The 17119-nt window shown below is 55.0% G+C and carries 17 protein-coding genes; 1 reads left to right on the top strand and 16 read right to left on the bottom strand.

The features are described from left to right. Positions 1-26 precede the first annotated feature (26 nt). From ybeD to leuS, 11 genes are all read right to left on the bottom strand, one after another. Entirely contained in the window at positions 27-290 is a 264-nt protein-coding gene (gene ybeD / locus FOY96_RS15745) for a DUF493 family protein YbeD (RefSeq protein ID WP_006177135.1), read from the bottom strand. A 106-nt stretch (positions 291-396) separates the two neighbouring features. Further along, positions 397-1608 carry a D-alanyl-D-alanine carboxypeptidase DacA gene (gene dacA / locus FOY96_RS15740; RefSeq protein WP_032638844.1) on the bottom strand — a complete coding sequence of 404 codons (1212 nt, stop codon included), beginning with the start codon at positions 1606-1608 and terminating at the stop codon, positions 397-399. A 139-nt stretch (positions 1609-1747) separates the two neighbouring features. Further along, positions 1748-2860, bottom strand: a complete 1113-nt coding sequence (gene rlpA / locus FOY96_RS15735) for an endolytic peptidoglycan transglycosylase RlpA (RefSeq protein WP_143347388.1) — start codon at positions 2858-2860, stop codon at positions 1748-1750. 16 nt (positions 2861-2876) lie between these two features. Next, complete coding sequence (mrdB, locus tag FOY96_RS15730) at positions 2877-3989, bottom strand: peptidoglycan glycosyltransferase MrdB (protein ID WP_023310746.1); 1113 nt, start codon at positions 3987-3989, stop codon at positions 2877-2879. 2 nt (positions 3990-3991) lie between these two features. After that, complete coding sequence (mrdA, locus tag FOY96_RS15725) at positions 3992-5893, bottom strand: peptidoglycan DD-transpeptidase MrdA (protein ID WP_032638848.1); 1902 nt, start codon at positions 5891-5893, stop codon at positions 3992-3994. A gap of 28 nt (positions 5894-5921) precedes the next feature. Continuing rightward, a complete protein-coding gene (gene rlmH, locus FOY96_RS15720; protein WP_023310748.1) occupies positions 5922-6389 on the bottom strand; it encodes a 23S rRNA (pseudouridine(1915)-N(3))-methyltransferase RlmH in 468 nt (155 codons plus the stop codon). A gap of 3 nt (positions 6390-6392) precedes the next feature. Continuing rightward, positions 6393-6710 (bottom strand): ribosome silencing factor, encoded by a 318-nt coding sequence (gene rsfS, locus FOY96_RS15715; protein WP_023334893.1) that lies wholly within the window; start codon positions 6708-6710, stop codon positions 6393-6395. A 269-nt stretch (positions 6711-6979) separates the two neighbouring features. After that, positions 6980-7645, bottom strand: coding sequence for a nicotinate-nucleotide adenylyltransferase (gene nadD / locus FOY96_RS15710; RefSeq protein WP_033144928.1), 666 nt, complete (start codon positions 7643-7645; stop codon positions 6980-6982). Continuing rightward, positions 7638-8669: a DNA polymerase III subunit delta gene (gene holA, locus FOY96_RS15705; protein ID WP_058841809.1), complete on the bottom strand. Its 1032-nt coding sequence runs from the start codon at positions 8667-8669 to the stop codon at positions 7638-7640. Before holA ends, nadD begins: the two co-directional genes overlap by 8 nt. Further along, entirely contained in the window at positions 8669-9238 is a 570-nt protein-coding gene (gene lptE, locus FOY96_RS15700; protein ID WP_039261260.1) for an LPS assembly lipoprotein LptE, read from the bottom strand. The genes holA and lptE overlap by 1 nt, the downstream gene beginning before the upstream one ends. 14 nt (positions 9239-9252) lie before the next feature. Next, positions 9253-11835, bottom strand: coding sequence for a leucine--tRNA ligase (gene leuS, locus FOY96_RS15695; RefSeq protein WP_033144930.1), 2583 nt, complete (start codon positions 11833-11835; stop codon positions 9253-9255). A 214-nt stretch (positions 11836-12049) separates the two neighbouring features. On the opposite strand from leuS, the gene FOY96_RS15690 reads away from it, so the two are divergent. Next, complete coding sequence (locus FOY96_RS15690; protein WP_032661386.1) at positions 12050-12532, top strand: zinc ribbon-containing protein; 483 nt, start codon at positions 12050-12052, stop codon at positions 12530-12532. A 57-nt stretch (positions 12533-12589) separates the two neighbouring features. Here the strand turns inward: FOY96_RS15690 and rihA are convergent, their stop codons facing one another. The 5 genes from rihA to FOY96_RS15665 form a co-directional block, all read right to left on the bottom strand. After that, the gene (gene rihA / locus FOY96_RS15685; protein ID WP_045887719.1) at positions 12590-13531 is read right to left on the bottom strand and encodes a pyrimidine-specific ribonucleoside hydrolase RihA; all 942 of its coding nucleotides are present in this window, start codon (positions 13529-13531) and stop codon (positions 12590-12592) included. A 120-nt stretch (positions 13532-13651) separates the two neighbouring features. Next, complete coding sequence (locus FOY96_RS15680; RefSeq protein ID WP_014883001.1) at positions 13652-14377, bottom strand: amino acid ABC transporter ATP-binding protein; 726 nt, start codon at positions 14375-14377, stop codon at positions 13652-13654. Beyond that, positions 14377-15051 carry a glutamate/aspartate ABC transporter permease GltK gene (gene gltK / locus FOY96_RS15675; protein WP_014883002.1) on the bottom strand — a complete coding sequence of 225 codons (675 nt, stop codon included), beginning with the start codon at positions 15049-15051 and terminating at the stop codon, positions 14377-14379. Before gltK ends, FOY96_RS15680 begins: the two co-directional genes overlap by 1 nt. Next, positions 15051-15791 (bottom strand): amino acid ABC transporter permease, encoded by a 741-nt coding sequence (locus tag FOY96_RS15670; protein WP_023310756.1) that lies wholly within the window; start codon positions 15789-15791, stop codon positions 15051-15053. The genes gltK and FOY96_RS15670 overlap by 1 nt, the downstream gene beginning before the upstream one ends. A 155-nt stretch (positions 15792-15946) precedes the next feature. Next, positions 15947-16852 carry an amino acid ABC transporter substrate-binding protein gene (locus FOY96_RS15665; RefSeq protein WP_008501049.1) on the bottom strand — a complete coding sequence of 302 codons (906 nt, stop codon included), beginning with the start codon at positions 16850-16852 and terminating at the stop codon, positions 15947-15949. Positions 16853-17119: the final 267 nt, after the last annotated feature.

Here is a 17119-nt window from a genome sequence, read left to right as displayed (position 1 = left end):
CGGCAAACCGGGTAACCGCAAAGGGACTACAGCACCATACGAACAATTTCGATATTGCCGAGCTCTTCGTACAGCGTTTCAACCTGCTCAATGTGTGTCGCAGTGATGGTAATAGAAACCGAGTGGTAGTTGCCCTTGCTGCTTGGTTTTACTGACGGAGAGTAGTCACCCGGCGCATGGCGCTGTACCACTTCAACCACCTGATCAACCAGCTCAGGTTTCGCCAGACCCATTACTTTGTAGGTAAATGAGGTTGGGAATTCAAGCAGTTCGTTAAGTTTGGTTTTCATGTCAGCTCCGGCGTAACGTCAAAAAATAATAACTCCCACGTCAGGTGGGAGTTATCAGGATACTTAGTATATGGGGATCAAAATCACACTTTCAAGTGTTCAATTTTTAACCAAACCAGTGGTGGAACATCAATTTAATGTAATCAATGATTTTGCCGAAGAAATTGCCTTCAGGAATTTCTTGCAGGACAACCAGCGGACGCTGATCGATCGTTTTTCCATCCAGCTGGAAGTTGATCGTACCCACAACCTGGTTTTTCTGTAGCGGGGCATGCAGCTCGGTGCTGTTCAGCACGTAGCTGGCTTTCAGATCCTTCATGCGACCGCGTGGAATGGTCAGGTAGAGATCTTTATCAACGCCGAGTGAAGCACGGTCGTTGTCGCCGAACCAGACGGGTTCAGACGCAAACTCTTTGCCTGCTTTCAGTGGGTTCACGGTTTCGAAGAAGCGGAAGCCCCAGGTCAGCAGTTTCTTGCTTTCTGTTTCACGACCTTTAAAGGTACGGCCGCCCATCACGGCAGAGATCAGACGCATCTGACCTTCAGTGGCAGAGGCCACCAGGTTGTAGCCCGCTTTATCGGTGTGGCCAGTTTTGATGCCGTCAACGTTCAGGCTGTTATCCCACAGCAGGCCGTTACGGTTGGTCTGACGAATACCGTTGAAGGTGAACTCTTTCTCTTTATAGATAGAGTATTCATTCGGTACATCGCGGATCAGCGCCTGACCAATCAGGGCCATGTCACGTGCGGAGCTGTACTGACCGTCTGCGTCCAGTCCGTGTACGGTCTGGAAATGGCTGTTTTTCAGACCCAGTGCGTTAACGTAGCTGTTCATCAGGCCCACGAAGGCATCCTGGCTCCCGGCGGCGAAGTCGGCCATCGCCACGCAGGCATCGTTACCAGACTGCAGGTTGATACCGCGAATCAGCTGGGAAACAGGAACCTGCATACCCGGCTTCAGGAACATCAGAGAGGAACCTTTGAAAACAGGGTTCCCGGTTGCCCACGCATCGTTACCGATGGTGACCAGATCCGATTCTTTGAATTTACCTGCCTTCATCGCCTGGCCGATAACGTAGCTGGTCATCATTTTGGTCAGACTGGCCGGGTCACGGCGGGCATCGGCATTCTGTTCTGCCAGCACTTTGCCAGAGTTGTAATCGATCAGGATGTAGGATTCCGCGTCGATTTGCGGAACGCCAGGGATCATGGTCTTGATATTCAGGTCATCGGCGTGAGCTGCAGAGAGCGCAGCAGCGCAAAGGGCCGTGGTCAGCGCCATGCGCTGCACAAAACGAGCAGAAAAAGTGGTCTTCATGGTCAGAACTACGACATCCGTGATGGAATTAAAAAAAGTGCCTTACTATAGCAAATGCTATTCAGGCAGGCATCCGACTTTAAGCATGAGTTTGTGAATGTGTTTTACACTAACTGACAATTCGGATACCGCCGGTTAATTATTTCGCAACAGCGATAAATGACTGAAGTTGAGCTTCATTCTGCAGACGCTGCTGCAGGGACGCGGCCTGCGATTTGCTGGCAAACGGCCCCATCTGAATGCGCCAGACCGCGCCGTTCTGCTCAACGCGTCCCGGTACGCCAAACTGCTGGCTCAGACGCTGTTGATACTGCCTGGCCCGGGCCTGATCGCTCACTGCGCCTACCTGAACCACATAGCTGCCGCTGGCCGCTGCTGGAGCCGCTACCACCGCACTTTGCGTGGCTGCAGGCGCCGTTACGGGAGCCGGCTGGGTTACTGGTGCCGCAACGGGAGCAGGGGCTGGAGTCGGCTCACTGCCTTCCAGCACGCCCGAGGCTAAGGTCGTCGGTGCGCCAAGAAAGCCACTACTCTTTACCGGCGCGCCGGTAGAATCCTCGCTTTGCAGCGTGTCATTGCTGATCGGGCGTATTTCTCCCCCCGGCTGAGCAGGCTCTGCCGGAGACGAGACGCTTCCCATTCCGCCGTCAAGATTTGGGCGGTCAGGAAGGGCATAGGTCTGTTTTGCCACCGTCGTACACGCGGTACCCGGCCCGGAGAGCGAACCATCCTGTGCGACGATAATCGGATCAATACGGACTTTGGTGTTGTTCGAGGTGTTCAGGCGATCGGCAGACGCGCGCGACAGGGAAATCACCCGGTCATTTCCGTAAGGACCACGGTCGTTGATCCGCACGACGATCATACGGCCATTCGCCAGGTTGGTGATACGAGCGTAGCTCGGGATCGGCAGCGTCGGGTGTGCTGCCGTCAGCTGCATTGGGTCGAACGCTTCCCCGGAAGCCGTCAGGTTACTGCCCGGCTCGGCATCATAAATGGCGGCAAAGCCCGCCTGACTGAAACGGGAAGGATCCTGAACAATTTTATAGCTTTTGCCGTCGCGCTGGTAATCCTGATTGGCACTGGCATTCAGCGGTTCATAAACGGGATCGGCACCGCTGATTTCAACGATCGGGCCATTACACACCGCAGGCTGCGGCGGCGCGACGGTTGCCTGTTGCTGACCATCATCACTTGTGCAGGCCGCAAGTAAACTTGCCGCGATGCAGATCCCCAGCCACTGCTTACGCATTCCGATCCCCTTATTTTTATACGCTTTTTGACAACATTTTTCTGTGGGTATGGATCGACATCACGATACCAAACCCGGCCATCAACACGATCAGTGCCGAGCCTCCGTAACTCACCAGCGGCAGCGGTACGCCTACCACCGGCAGAATACCACTCACCATACCAATATTTACGAAGACATAAACGAATAAAATCAGCATCAACCCGCCAGCCATGACGCGACCAAAGGTGGTTTGCGCGCGTGCTGCAATCCACAATCCCCGCATGATCAGCAGTACGTACAGCGCCAGCAATATTAAGATGCCAACCAGCCCCAGCTCTTCCGCCAGTACGGCGAAGATAAAGTCGGTGTGGCGTTCCGGTAAAAATTCCAGCTGTGACTGCGTGCCGTGCAGCCAGCCTTTACCGCGCAGGCCGCCGGAGCCAATCGCAATCTTGGACTGAATAATATGATAGCCCGCGCCCAGCGGATCGGTTTCCGGATCGAGCAGCATCATGACGCGCTGGCGCTGGTAATCATGCATCAGGAAGAACCAGAGGATAGGAATGAACGCTGCAATCAGCACCACCGCGATGCCAATCAGGCGCCAGCTCAGTCCCGACAGGAAAAGGACAAACAGGCCGGAAAGGGCGATAAGAATTGAGGTGCCAAGGTCAGGCTGCGCCGCAACCAGCAGCGTCGGCAGGAAAATCAGCACCAGCGCGATGGCGGTGTTTTTCAGCGACGGCGGACAGACGTCGCGGTTGATAAAGCGTGCCACCATCAATGGAACGGCGATTTTGGCAATTTCCGAGGGCTGGAAGCGGACAACGCCCAGATCCAGCCAGCGCTGCGCCCCTTTTGAAATGGCGCCAAACGCATCTACCGCAACCAGCAAAATAATACAGAAGATGTAGAGATAGGGCGCCCAGCCTTCGTAGACGCGCGGCGGGATTTGCGCCATCACCACCATGATGATCAGACCCATGGCGATCTGGCCGATTTTGCGCTCCATCATGCCGATGTCCTGGCCGCTGGCGCTCCAGATAACCAGGGCGCTGTACACCAGCAGAGCCAGCAGGATCAGCAGCATGGCTGGGTCGATGTGGATTTTATCCCACAGCGATTTTTTATTTGGATTATCCGTCATGATTATTGGTCCTCCGCCGCAGCGGCGGCCGGGTTTTCAGCCGGCAGTTCGGTGTTGTTATCACCCAGCATAATGTGGTCAAGGATCTGGCGCATGATGGTACCTACTGCTGGCCCGGCACCGCCGTTCTCCAGAATCATCGCCACCGCGACCTGCGGGTTATCATAAGGGGCAAACGCCGTCATCAGCTTATGGTCACGAAGACGTTCAGCAATGCGGTGCGCGTTATAGGTTTCGTTGGCTTTCAGACCAAATACCTGCGCAGTACCGGATTTAGCGGCTACTTTGTACGGCGTACCGGCGAAGTATTTATGCGCGGTACCGTTCGGGCGGTTTGCCACGCCGTACATACCGTCTTTCGCAATTTCCCAGAAGCCGGAATGGATGTCACCCACCGGGGCCTCGTGCGGCTGGTTCCACGGTACTTTTTTGCCGTCTTCAACCGTGCTCTGTAGCAGATGCGGCACTTTTACCACGCCGTCATTGATGAGGATCATCATGGCCTTGTTCATCTGAAGCGGCGTTGCCGTCCAGTAGCCCTGACCGATACCTACCGGAATGGTGTCACCCTGATACCACGGTTTTTTAAAGCGCTTCAGCTTCCATTCACGCGTTGGCATGTTGCCAGAACGTTCTTCTGAAAGGTCCACGCCGGTGTAATGCCCGTAGCCGAATTTGCTCATCCACTCTGACAGGCGGTCGATACCCATGTCATACGCCACCTGATAGAAGAAGGTATCCGCAGATTCTTCCAGTGATTTGGTGACGTTCAGATGACCGTGACCCCATTTTTTCCAGTCACGATAGCGCTTATCTGAACCCGGCAGCTGCCACCAGCCCGGGTCAAACAGGCTGGTATTACGGTTGATGACGCCGGCACTCAGCGCAGAGACCGCCACGTACGGTTTAACCGTGGATGCCGGCGGGTAAACCCCTTGCGTCGCGCGGTTGACCAGCGGCGTGTTCGGGTCATTCAGCAGACCGGAATAGTCTTTACTCGAAATCCCATCAACAAAGAGGTTCGGGTCATAGCTAGGCATGGAGACCATTGCCAGGATGCCGCCGGTACGAGGATCGGTGACCACAACGGCTGCACGGCTGCCCGCCAGCAGGGTTTCGATATACTGCTGAAGCTTGAGGTCGAGCGTCAGATAGACGTCATGCCCCGCCTGAGGCGGCACTTCTTTCAGCTGACGGATCACGCGTCCACGGTTGTTAACCTCAACCTCTTCATAGCCGGTTTGCCCGTGCAGAACGTCTTCGTAGTAACGTTCGATCCCCAGCTTACCGATATCGTGCGTAGCAGCGTAGTTGGCCAGCTTGCCGTCTTTATCAAGGCGGTCGACGTCTTTGTCGTTAATCTTGGAAACGTAGCCAATCACATGCGTCAGCGCGGAGCCGTAGGGATAGTAGCGACGCTTATATCCCTTCACTTCCACGCCGGGGAAGCGGTACTGATTCACCGCAAAGCGGGCCACCTGGACTTCCGTCAAATTGGTTTTAACCGGAATCGAGGTGAAGCGGTGAGAGCGGGCGCGCTCCTTTTTGAAGGCCGCGATATCGTCATCGTTAAGATCGACAACGCTTTTCAGCGCTTCCAGCGTATCCTGAACATTATCGACTTTTTCCGGCATCATCTCGATTTGATAGATGGTTCGGTTCAACGCCAGTGGGGTGCCGTTACGATCGTAAATAATGCCGCGGCTGGGTGCGATAGGCACCAGCTTAATACGGTTTTCGTTTGAACGCGTCTGGTAGTCGGTAAAGCGGACAATTTGCAGATTATAGAGGTTGGCGATCAGCACGCCGGTAAGCAGCAAAATCCCGGTAAAGGCGACCAGCGCCCGGCGCACAAACAGCGCGGACTCAGCCGTATAGTCGCGAAAAGAATTCTGTAGTTTCATCCGCTGCTTAATCTACCCTGGTCAGTCATTACTCGCGGTGATAGGGGTGGTTGGTAGTAATGCTCCACGCGCGATACAGGCTTTCTGCCACCAGTACCCGAACGAGCGGGTGGGGAAGCGTCAGCGCGGAGAGGGACCAACTTTGTTCAGCCGCCGCTTTGCAGGCAGGGGATAACCCTTCTGGTCCGCCAATCAACAGACTGACGTCACGGCCATCCTGCTTCCAGCGCTCCAGTTCTTGTGCCAGCTGCGGCGTATCCCAGGGTTTACCTGGAATATCGAGGGTGACGATGCGGTTTTTGCCAGCGGCAGCCAGCATCAGTTCGCCCTCTTTATCGAGAATACGTTTGATATCCGCGTTCTTGCCGCGCTTCCCGGCGGGAATTTCCACCAGTTCGAACGGCATGTCTTTTGGAAAACGACGCAAATATTCAGTAAAACCGGTTTGTACCCAGTCCGGCATTTTGGTGCCGACGGCGACCAGCTGCAACTTCACGCATTAACCCCAGAGTTTTTCCAGCTCATACAGGCGACGGCTCTCGTCCTGCATGACGTGGACAATCACATCGCCGAGGTCGACTACCACCCAGTCAGCCGTCGCTTCACCTTCAACACCCAGCGGCAACAGCCCTGCTGCACGCGATTCCTGAACCACGTGATCGGCAATTGAAACAACATGACGCGTCGATGTACCGGTGCAGATGATCATGCAGTCGGTAATACTGGATTTACCCTTAACGTCGATAGCGATGATGTCCTGACCTTTCAGGTCATCAATTTTGTCAATAACAAAATCCTGGAGTGCTTTACCCTGCAAGTTTTCCCCCTGGGGTGAATGAGATTGTAAAACTTTGAATTCGTAGCCAGACAGTATACCTGAACTCACGCCTGCGTCGGGACAAATGTCTCCGGCCGGGCTTTTGAAGGCGGGTATCATCCCACCCTCCGCCTGAGATTGCATTGCCATTTTTGTAAAACAATTTCTGTAAAGCAATGATCGGCGGGAAAGTCTGGCAGCGGAGAATAACAGTATGGCTTACCCTGTCAAGGCGGGATAAACAATAAGCCGCTTTTTATGCTCTCCGGCTATTCATCTGCGCTTTTCTGATACAAACCGTGCGCATGGATATAGGCCAGCACCGGAGATGGCAGCAGATCGTCACACGCTAAACCCTGCTGTAAACGCTCGCGAATGAGGGTTGCAGAGATATCAAACCACGGCGTTTCCGCCAGATAGATCTTCCCGGCAGGCTGGTTGTGAAGATCTTCAACATTATCGGTGAGGTGGTCTTCCAGCCACTGCTGGTACTGCTCTTCGCGCATGGTCAGCGGATAGCCGGGACGGCGGCAGACGAGCAGGTGGCTGTTCTCCAGGATGGTTTCATACTGATGCCACGTAGGGAAATTCAGCAGAGAATCCTGGCCGATGATAAAGGCAAGCGGCTGGTCTGGCCCTTGTTCGGCGCGCCACTCCTGAAGCGTCTGAGACGTCCAGGAGGGCGTGTCGCGACGCAGCTCACGCTCGTCAAGTCGGAATAGCGGTTTATCTGCGATGGCAAGGGCAAGCATCTCTTTTCGCTGCTCGCTGGTCGCCTCGGGTTGTGGACGATGGGGCGGGACATTGTTGGGCATGATGGTGACGCGCTGAAGGCCGATCAGATTTGCCAGAATTTCAACTGGCTTCAGGTGCCCGTAATGTACCGGGTCGAAGGTGCCGCCATATAAGGCCTGTAAAGAATGCATGCTATCCATCAATAAAAACGTCTGCCAGCGCCTTGTGGCAGAGCAGGAGAGAAAGACTTTCCAGCTCCGCCCAGACCGACTGGCCATAATCTTGCTTTAACGTGAGCTCAGCGCGCATCAGAAGCTGCACTGCCTGACGAAGCTGTTCATGACTCAGGCGGTTGACGGCCTCGGTGATCAAAGCCCGGCGATTTTGCCACACGCGGTGTTTATCAAACAGCGAACGCAGCGGCGTATGGGCCGACTGACGCTTGAGCGTAATCAGCAGCAATAATTCGCGCTGCAGCGTACGCAGCAGAATAACCGGTTCGCTCCCTTCGAGACGCAGCTGTTGCAAAATATGCAGGGCGCGTTTGCTTTTCGCCGACAGCAGCGCGTCCACCCAGTGGAACGGCGTGAAGTGCGCCGCGTCGTTAACAGCCTGCTCGACGCGCGGTAAGGTCAGCTTGCCATCCGGCCAGAGCAGGGAGAGTCTGTCCAGCGCCTGCGCCAGGGCCAGCAGGTTACCTTCATAGCAGTAGCAGAGCAGTTGGTTCGCCGCATCATCCAGCTGAAGGTTGTTCTGCTTCGCTCTCGCTGCCACCCATTTGGGCAGATGCGCCTGTTCAGGTGTCTGACAGGTGACCTGCACCGCGTGGGCTGCGAGTTGGGTGAACCACGCCGCATTTTCCTGCGCTTTGGTGAGCTTGTTGCCGCGCACAATCAGCAGCAGATCGCTGTGAAGCAGGCTGACCAGCGTGGCCAGCTGTTCATTGATGGCCGCGTTAGGGCCGTTTTCCGGCAGCAGGATCTGAATAGTCTGGCGCGACGCAAAAAGGCTCATCGCCTGACAGAGTGAGAAGAGGGCATTCCAGTCGGTGCTGTTATCCAACTGGACAGTGTGGTGTTCATCGAAGCCCTGAGAGGCGGCTTCATGCCGCACGGCATCCAGGCTTTCCTGAAGCAATAACGGATCGTTTCCAAGAAGCAGATACGCCGCGCGCAGCCCTTCTTTGAGCTGCGCGCGGAGTTGTTCAGGATACAGCCTGATCATCATTTACCCAGAGAGTTAGCAGCAGGAAGCGTGCCGGCAACTGGTTTTTCAACAATGTCAGAGCCTTGTCGGGTAGACGCTGCAATACCTGGCAGTTTACGGATCAGCTGTTCCGCCGCCTTGTCGTACATTTCGTTGATGATAATCTGCTGTTCGGCATCTTTTGCCAATGCCGTCTGCGGGTTATCGAAGAACGAACGGAACACTTTCGTGCTGATCGGATAGATGTCTTTACCCGGGATCAGGACCGCTGCGTTGACCGTCAGCACCATCTGATATTCAGCTGTACGACCGTCCTGGAAGATAGAGGCCGTATCTCTCGACAGACCTCCTCCGATGATACGCAGAGACGGTACATCCTGGCGCAGCGTTTGTTTCTCAACAAGCTCAACGCCGTTCAGACGCAGCTGATTACGAACTGCCCGGCTGAGTGGACCATTCGGATCCGATGAGTCGAAAATCATCGTTTTCATCTCAGCAGGCACTGCCGTGGTATTGCGCAGGTGCCAGCCACAGCCAGCGGTGACAAGCACCGCCAGTGATAAGAGTATTGTTGCCAGTTGTCGCACGTTTCCTCCCGCGCTTAGCCAACGACCAGATTGAGCAGTTTACCCGGTACGTAGATCACTTTACGTACGGTAACGCCCTCAAGATATTTTGCGACCAGAGGTTCCTGGCCCGCGCGCTCGCGAACCTGTTCTTCGGTTGCATCGACCGCCACGGTAATTTTACCGCGGACTTTGCCGTTTACCTGGACCACAACCAGCGTCGTGTTTTCCACCATCGCGGCTTCGTCAGCCTGCGGCCACGGCGCGTTGTCAATATCGCCTTCGCCTTTCAGCTCCTGCCACAGGGTGAAGCTGACGTGCGGAGTGAACGGGTTCAGCATGCGAACGACGGCCAGCAGCGCTTCACGCATTAAGGCACGATCCTGCTCGCCGTCCTGCGGAGCCTTCGCCAGCTTGTTCATCAGTTCCATAATAGCCGCAATTGCGGTATTGAAGGTCTGACGACGACCAATATCATCGGTCACTTTCGCAATCGTTTTATGAACATCGCGACGCAGCGCCTGCTGATCTTCAGTCAGTGCGGCGGCGTTCAGCGCCGGGGCATCGCCCAGTGCAGTGTGTTCGTAAACCAGTTTCCAGACGCGTTTCAGGAAGCGGTTCGCGCCTTCCACGCCGGACTCCTGCCATTCCAGGGTCATGTCCGCCGGAGAGGCAAACATCATGAACAGACGCACGGTGTCCGCACCGTAACGCTCAACCATTACCTGCGGATCGATGCCGTTGTTTTTCGACTTAGACATCTTGCTCATGCCGGTATAGACCAGTTCATGACCTTCGGCGTCTTTCGCCTTAACGATACGGCCTTTCTCGTCGCGCTCGACGATCGCATCAACCGGAGAAACCCAGTTACGCTCGCCGTTAGCACCGACGTAATAGAACGCATCTGCCAGTACCATGCCCTGACACAGCAGCTGTTTTGCTGGTTCGTCAGAGTTCACCATGCCTGCATCGCGCATCAGTTTGTGGAAGAAGCGGAAGTAGAGCAGGTGCATGATGGCGTGTTCGATGCCGCCGATATAGATATCAACCGGCAGCCAGTAGTTTGCCGCATCGGAATCGAGCATACCGTCCTGATACTGCGGGCAGGTGTAGCGCGCATAGTACCAGGATGACTCCATAAAGGTGTCAAAGGTGTCGGTTTCACGCAGCGCAGGCTGACCGTTGACGGTGGTTTTTGCCCACTCAGGATCGGCTTTGATCGGGCTGGTGATACCGTCCATGACCACGTCTTCCGGCAGGATCACCGGGAGCTGATCTTCCGGCGTTGGCATCACGGTGCCATCTTCCAGCGTCACCATTGGGATTGGCGCGCCCCAGTAACGCTGACGGGACACGCCCCAGTCGCGCAGACGGAAGTTAACTTTACGCTCGCCCACGCCCAGAGAGGCCAGCTTATCGGCGATGGCGTTGAAGCCCTCTTCGAAGCTCAGGCCGCTGAATTCACCAGAGTTGAACAGGGTGCCTTTTTCGGTCAGCGCTTGTTCGGACAGGTCGGGTTCAGAACCATCGGCGGCCAGAATAACGGCTTTAATCGGCAGGCTGTATTTGGTGGCAAACTCGTAGTCGCGCTGATCGTGGCCCGGAACGGCCATTACCGCGCCTGTACCGTACTCCATCAGCACGAAGTTCGCTGCCCAGACAGGGATCGCTTCGCCAGTCAGCGGATGCTTCGCATAGAAGCCTGTCGCGACGCCTTTTTTCTCCATCGTCGCCATGTCGGCTTCGGCCACTTTGGTGTTGCGGCACTCGTCGATGAAGGTGGCCAGCTCCGGGTTGTTCTCTGCCGCTTTCTGCGCCAGCGGGTGACCTGCGGCTACGGCCAGGTAGGTCGCGCCCATGAAGGTGTCCGGGCGGGTGGTGTAGACAGTCAGGGTCTGGTCATAGTTCTCAACGTTGAAGGTAATCTCCACGCCTTCAGAACGGCCGATCCAGTTGCGCTGCATGGTCTTAACAGTATCTGGCCAGTGGTCGAGGTTATCCAGATCGTTCAGCAGCTCATCAGCGTAAGCGGTGATTTTGATAAACCACTGTGGGATCTCTTTACGCTCAACTTTGGTGTCGCAGCGCCAGCAGCAGCCGTCGATAACCTGTTCGTTCGCGAGAACGGTCTGGTCATTCGGACACCAGTTAACGGCAGAGGTCTTCTTATACACCAGGCCTTTTTTATACAGCTCGGTGAAGAACTTCTGCTCCCAGCGATAGTATTCCGGGGTACAGGTTGCCAGCTCGCGGCTCCAGTCATAGCCAAAGCCCAGCATTTTGAGCTGGTTTTTCATGTACGCGATGTTGTCGTACGTCCACGGCGCCGGTGCGGTGTTGTTTTTGACCGCCGCGCCTTCCGCAGGCAGACCGAACGCATCCCAGCCGATAGGCTGCAGAACGTTTTTACCCAGCATGCGCTGGTAGCGTGCAATCACATCGCCGATGGTGTAGTTACGCACATGGCCCATGTGTAGTCGACCAGAAGGATAGGGAAGCATCGACAGGCAGTAATACTTCTCTTTGCTCTCGTCTTCGGTTACTTCAAAGGTGCGCTTCTCGTCCCAGTGTTGCTGGACTTTTGATTCTATCTCTTCCGGGCGGTATTGCTCTTGCATGGCAGCCAGTGGTCCTGTTTTCAATACAGCTACAAATGTAGCCAATGGATGTGGTCATTCAGATCCGCATAGCATAGCCCAAACGCCCGCGTCAAAACAGCCTTTCGCACAAATGCGCTTTGCAGGAATTTACCGGGTCTGTGCTTCACCTGACAAAGCGTCGATGAAATAAGGTCTATTATTAGAAATAGTTACTTACCCGGGAGGCAAAATGATGAACAAGGTTGCTCAATTTTACCGCGAACTGGTGGCGACACTGACGGAACGGCTGCGTAACGGCGAGCGAGATATCGACGCGCTGGTGGAGCAAGCGCGTGCCCGCGTGACGCAAACGGGTGAGTTAACGCGAACCGAAGTGGAAGAGGTGACGCGCGCCGTGCGTCGCGATCTGGAAGAGTTCGCGCGCAGCTACCAGGAGAGCCAGGAGGAGGTCACGGACAGCGTTTTTATGCGGGTGATTAAAGAGAGCCTGTGGCAAGAGCTGGCCGACATCACGGATAAAACGCAGCTGGAGTGGCGCGAGGTCTTTCAGGATTTGAACCATCACGGCGTGTATCACAGTGGTGAGGTGGTCGGCTTGGGAAATCTGGTGTGTGAGAATTGCCACCATCATATTGCGGTATATACGCCGGATGTCCTGCCGCTGTGTCCGAAATGCGGCCACGATCAGTTCCAGCGTCGGCCGTTTGAGCCCTAAATAAAAGCAAAACTTTCTGCTCCCTCTCCCCCTGGGAGAGGGCGGGGGGGGAGGGCGTCAGGCCGCAGAATAGTAAGCCAGTCTCTCCGCCAGCAAATCCACAAACGCCTCGCGGTCGATGTCCACCATCACCGTGGTATTCGGTTTATTTCCCGTCAGCGAGTAGTAATCCACCACCGTCATTCCCTGGGTGTATTTTCCCTGCGTCTCAACACCAACCCATCTGTCCACCGTAGTGAACATCTCCGGCTTCAGTAGCCAGGCAATGGTGCACGGGTCATGCAGCGGCGCGCCGTGGAAGCCCCATTTCTCTGCTTTGTGATACTCCATAAAGAAGTCGAGCAGCTCGGCCACGGTTGTCGCGACCGTATTACCCACGGAGCGGAATCGCTCAATATCGTCCGCCATAATCTGCGCGCGGTGGGTAACGTCCAGCCCCGCCATTACAATTGGTAAGCCGGACTGGAAGACGATTTCCGCGGCTTCCGGGTCGACAAAGATGTTGAACTCCGCCGCAGGCGTCCAGTTCCCCAGCCCCATGGCCCCGCCCATAATCACAATTCGGGCAATTTTATTATGCAGCTCAGGATGGCTGTTCAGCAGCAGCGCAACGTTGGTTTGCGGTCCGGTTGCCACCAGCGTTACCGGTTCTGCACTCTCACGTAGAACCTTCGCCATCAGCTCCACGGCGGTACAGTTTTGCGGCGTGAAACCCGGCTCCGGAAGTGCCGGACCGTCCAGCCCGCTTTCACCATGAACGTTGTCGGCAATAATCAGCTCGCGCATCAGCGGCTTCACGGCCCCGCCGGCGACAGGAATGTCGGTGCGTTTGAGCAGCGTGAGCATGCGCAGCACGTTGCGCAGGGTTTTGTCCGGCGTCTGGTTTCCGGCGGACGAGGTGACGGCTTTTACCTCGAGTTCAGGGGATGCAAGAGCGAGGACGAGCGCGATCGCGTCGTCATGACCCGGATCGCAATCGAGAATAATAGGCTGTGCCATAGCGTTCTCCATACGTAGCGTTATTTTGTGACAAGGTTAACGCTGCAATGTGACGCCGACGAGAGGAACTGAGTGAAAGCGTGAAGCAGTGCGCAATCCGCAGATTGCGCACCGGGAAGATTAGTGCAGGATTTTCGCGAGGAAATCTTTCGCACGCTCTGATTTCGGGTTAGCGAAGAACTCTTCTTTCGGTGAGTCTTCGACAATTTTCCCTTCGTCCATAAAGATTACGCGGTTGGCCACTTTACGGGCAAAGCCCATTTCGTGGGTCACCACCATCATGGTCATCCCTTCGTGCGCCAGCTCGACCATTACGTCCAGCACTTCATTGATCATCTCTGGATCGAGCGCCGACGTTGGCTCATCAAACAGCATTGCCACCGGATCCATGCACAGCGCGCGGGCGATCGCCACACGCTGCTGTTGGCCGCCAGAAAGCTGTGCCGGGAACTTATCGGCATGCGCCGAAAGCCCAACGCGTTCCAGGAGCTTCAGACCTTTCTCGCGCGACGCTTTTTTATCACGCTTCAGCACTTTTACCTGCGCCAGCGTCAGGTTCTCAATAATGGAGAGGTGAGGGAACAGCTCAAAGTGCTGGAACACCATGCCAACGTGAGAGCGAAGCTGGGCGAGATTAGTTTTCTTATCGTTGACTTTGGTGCCGTTGACAACGATCTCACCCTGCTGCACTGGCTCCAGTCCGTTGACGGTTTTAATCAGCGTCGATTTACCGGAGCCGGACGGCCCGCATACCACCACTACGTCGCCTTTTTTGACTTCGGTGGAGCAGTCGGTCAGCACCTGAAAGTGCCCATACCATTTAGAAACATTTTTCAGGGAAATCATTATACCGTCCTTTTCTTCAGCCAGCTGACCAACAGCGACGCGCTTAAACTAATCACAAAATAGACCGCACCCGCAAAGAGCACCATCTCGACCTGCGTACCATCACGTTCACCGATGGTTGACGCGGTACGGAAGAAGTCTGCCAGACTCAGAACGTAGACCAGCGAGGTATCCTGGAACAGCACGATGCCCTGGGTCAGCAGGAGCGGAACCATGGCGCGAAACGCCTGCGGCAGAATAATGAGCTGCATGGACTGCCAGTGCGTCATCCCCAGCGCCAGCGCGGCGCTGGATTGCCCGCGGGAGATACTCTGAATGCCCGCTCGGATAATCTCCGAGTAGTAAGCGGCCTCGAACATTGAGAACGCCACCATGGCGGAGATCAGACGGATATCGGTTTTCGGCGACAGCCCCAGCACGTTCTGCAGGAAGCCGGGCACAATCAGGTAAAACCACAGCAGCACCATCACCAGCGGGATGGAGCGGAACACGTTAACGTAGGCGGTCGCAAACCAGGCGAGCGGCTTAAAGCTCGACAGGCGCATAACGGCCAGCAGGGTGCCCCAGACGATACCAATGATGATGGCAATAACGGTGATTTTTAAGGTAATCACCAGGCCATCAAGCAGGTAAGGCATGGATGGAACGATAGAACTCCAGTCAAATTCGTACATTATTTGCCCCCCAGATTACCCGGCAGGCGGATTTTGCGTTCAACCAGGTTCATCACCAGCATGATGAAAGCGTTAATCAGAACATACGCGAGCGTGATCGCGGTGAAGGATTCCCACGCGTGAGCGGAATAATCCAGCAGCTTGCCCGCCTGCGCGGCCATGTCGACCAGGCCGATAGTCGAGGCGATGGCCGAGTTTTTCACCAGGTTCATCATCTCGGAGGTCATCGGTGGAACGATAACGCGGTAGGCGTTAGGCAGCAGCACGTAGCGGTAGGTTTGGGGCAGCGTCAGGCCCATTGCCAGGCCCGCGTTTTTTTGTCCGCGCGGCAATGACTGAATGGCGGCACGCACCTGCTCGCAAACGCGCGCAGCGGTAAACAGCCCCAGACACATCATGGAGGAGACAAAGAACTGCACGTTCGGATCCAGTTCCGACTTGAACCACATGCCAATATTTTCCGGCAGCAGTTCCGGGATGACCAGATACCAGGTAAAGAATTGCACGATCAGCGGAACGTTACGGAACAGTTCCACATACAGGGTGCCAAGCGTTGAAAGAAAACGGTTAGGGACGGTGCGCAGAATACCGAACAGAGAACCGACAAGAAACGCGATAATCCACGCCGTTATCGATAGTGCCACGGTGACCTGAAAGCCGCTCCACAGCCAGCCAAGATAGGTGGTGTTGCCGAACGGGGCTTGTTGCAGGAATATGCCCCAGTTCCAGTCTATTGACATAATAAACTCCAGAAAAAAAAGGGTAGCAGCGCTACCCTCGAAGATTGGTGAGAAGCTCATTTTTCGCGCTGAGTGGGGAACGACCACTCAACGTATAGTCTGTCCATGCTTCCCGACAATCGAGAGGGCAGGAGATCCCGCCCCTGTTGTTCTAATTAGTTAAGAGCCTTGTCATTTGGAGATTTGAACAGCGCTTTCATGTCGTCAGACAGTTCAAAATTCATGTTCAGGTTTTTTGGTGGAATCGGGTTCTTGAACCATTTGTCGAACCATTTTTCCGCTTCGCCGGAGGTCTGCACCTGAGCGATGGTGTCATCGATCAGCTTTTTGAACTGCGGATCGTCTTTACGCAGCATACAGCCGTAGGCTTCTTTGGACTGCGCGGTACCGACGATATCCCAGTTGTCTGGTTTCTTCGCTTTCGCACGTTCGCCCGCCAGCAGGGCGTCATCCATCATAAACGCGACGGCACGACCGCTTTCCAGGGTACGGAAGGAGTCGCCATGGTCTTTCGCGCTGATGATGCGCATATCCATTTTCTTCTCGTCGTTCAGCTTGTGCAGCAGCACTTCTGACGTGGTACCGGAGGTCACAACAACCGCTTTGCCTTTCAGATCAGCGAAGTCTTTGATCTCACCGCCTTTCTTCGTCAGCAGACGGGTGCCCACGACAAAGATGGTGTCAGAGAAGGCAGCCTGTTTCTGACGCTCGAGGTTGTTGGTGGTGGAGCCACACTCGAAGTCAAAGGTGCCGTTTTGCAGCAGTGGAATACGGTTCTGTGAAGTGATTGGGATCAGCTTCACCTGCAGGTCAGGTTTGTTCAGCTTTTTCTTCACAGCTTCAACGATGGCGTTGGAGTAATCCTGTGAATAGCCCACGACTTTTTGCGTGTTGTCGTAGTAAGAGAACGGGACTGAAGATTCACGGTGGCCGACCACGATGACGCCGTTTTTGGCAATCTTGTCGAGAGTGCTGCCTGCTGCCGGAGCATCTTCAGCGTGAACCACGCCTGCAGACATTCCCATAACCAGCATTGCTGTGGCCAGTTTACGTAATTGCATACCCAACTCCTTTTTTATCAGCGCCAGCGACGCATTGATACCCATTGTGATGTTGTTATATCTCGCGCAGTGCGAGTGCAGTGTTATGCAAGCTTGTTAACATTTAGTCTGGCTTAATGTAAAGATTTTGCTGCGTTATTGTTTATTTTTGCGAAGCGCGCCGCACCATTCAGAGGCAAATATCTCCCGTTGCACCGTTTCGGTGCTACCGATGATCTACGCTGGTGCGACAAAGTTGCACGTTAAGCCAAACTGCGTTTACCTGAA

The organism is Enterobacter asburiae (assembly GCF_007035645.1).
Lineage (GTDB): Bacteria > Pseudomonadota > Gammaproteobacteria > Enterobacterales > Enterobacteriaceae > Enterobacter > Enterobacter asburiae_B.
The sequence above is the reverse complement of the archived record's forward strand: the minus strand, read 5'-3'. Positions and strand labels throughout refer to the sequence as shown.

What these genes read in the sequence shown, in the direction of transcription:
- holA (WP_058841809.1), bottom strand. Translation starts at nt 8,669, where the DNA reads ATGATCAGGCTGTATCCTGAACAACTCCGCGCGCAGCTCAAAGAAGGG.
- leuS (WP_033144930.1), bottom strand. Translation starts at nt 11,835, where the DNA reads ATGCAAGAGCAATACCGCCCGGAAGAGATAGAATCAAAAGTCCAGCAA.
- ybeD (WP_006177135.1), bottom strand. Translation starts at nt 290, where the DNA reads ATGAAAACCAAACTTAACGAACTGCTTGAATTCCCAACCTCATTTACC.
- rlpA (WP_143347388.1), bottom strand. Translation starts at nt 2,860, where the DNA reads ATGCGTAAGCAGTGGCTGGGGATCTGCATCGCGGCAAGTTTACTTGCG.
- mrdB (WP_023310746.1), bottom strand. Translation starts at nt 3,989, where the DNA reads ATGACGGATAATCCAAATAAAAAATCGCTGTGGGATAAAATCCACATC.
- FOY96_RS15665 (WP_008501049.1), bottom strand. Translation starts at nt 16,852, where the DNA reads ATGCAATTACGTAAACTGGCCACAGCAATGCTGGTTATGGGAATGTCT.
- rihA (WP_045887719.1), bottom strand. Translation starts at nt 13,531, where the DNA reads ATGGCACAGCCTATTATTCTCGATTGCGATCCGGGTCATGACGACGCG.
- nadD (WP_033144928.1), bottom strand. Translation starts at nt 7,645, where the DNA reads ATGGATAGCATGCATTCTTTACAGGCCTTATATGGCGGCACCTTCGAC.
- FOY96_RS15670 (WP_023310756.1), bottom strand. Translation starts at nt 15,791, where the DNA reads ATGTCAATAGACTGGAACTGGGGCATATTCCTGCAACAAGCCCCGTTC.
- mrdA (WP_032638848.1), bottom strand. Translation starts at nt 5,893, where the DNA reads ATGAAACTACAGAATTCTTTTCGCGACTATACGGCTGAGTCCGCGCTG.
- dacA (WP_032638844.1), bottom strand. Translation starts at nt 1,608, where the DNA reads ATGAAGACCACTTTTTCTGCTCGTTTTGTGCAGCGCATGGCGCTGACC.
- FOY96_RS15690 (WP_032661386.1), top strand. Translation starts at nt 12,050, where the DNA reads ATGAACAAGGTTGCTCAATTTTACCGCGAACTGGTGGCGACACTGACG.
- FOY96_RS15680 (WP_014883001.1), bottom strand. Translation starts at nt 14,377, where the DNA reads ATGATTTCCCTGAAAAATGTTTCTAAATGGTATGGGCACTTTCAGGTG.
- gltK (WP_014883002.1), bottom strand. Translation starts at nt 15,051, where the DNA reads ATGTACGAATTTGACTGGAGTTCTATCGTTCCATCCATGCCTTACCTG.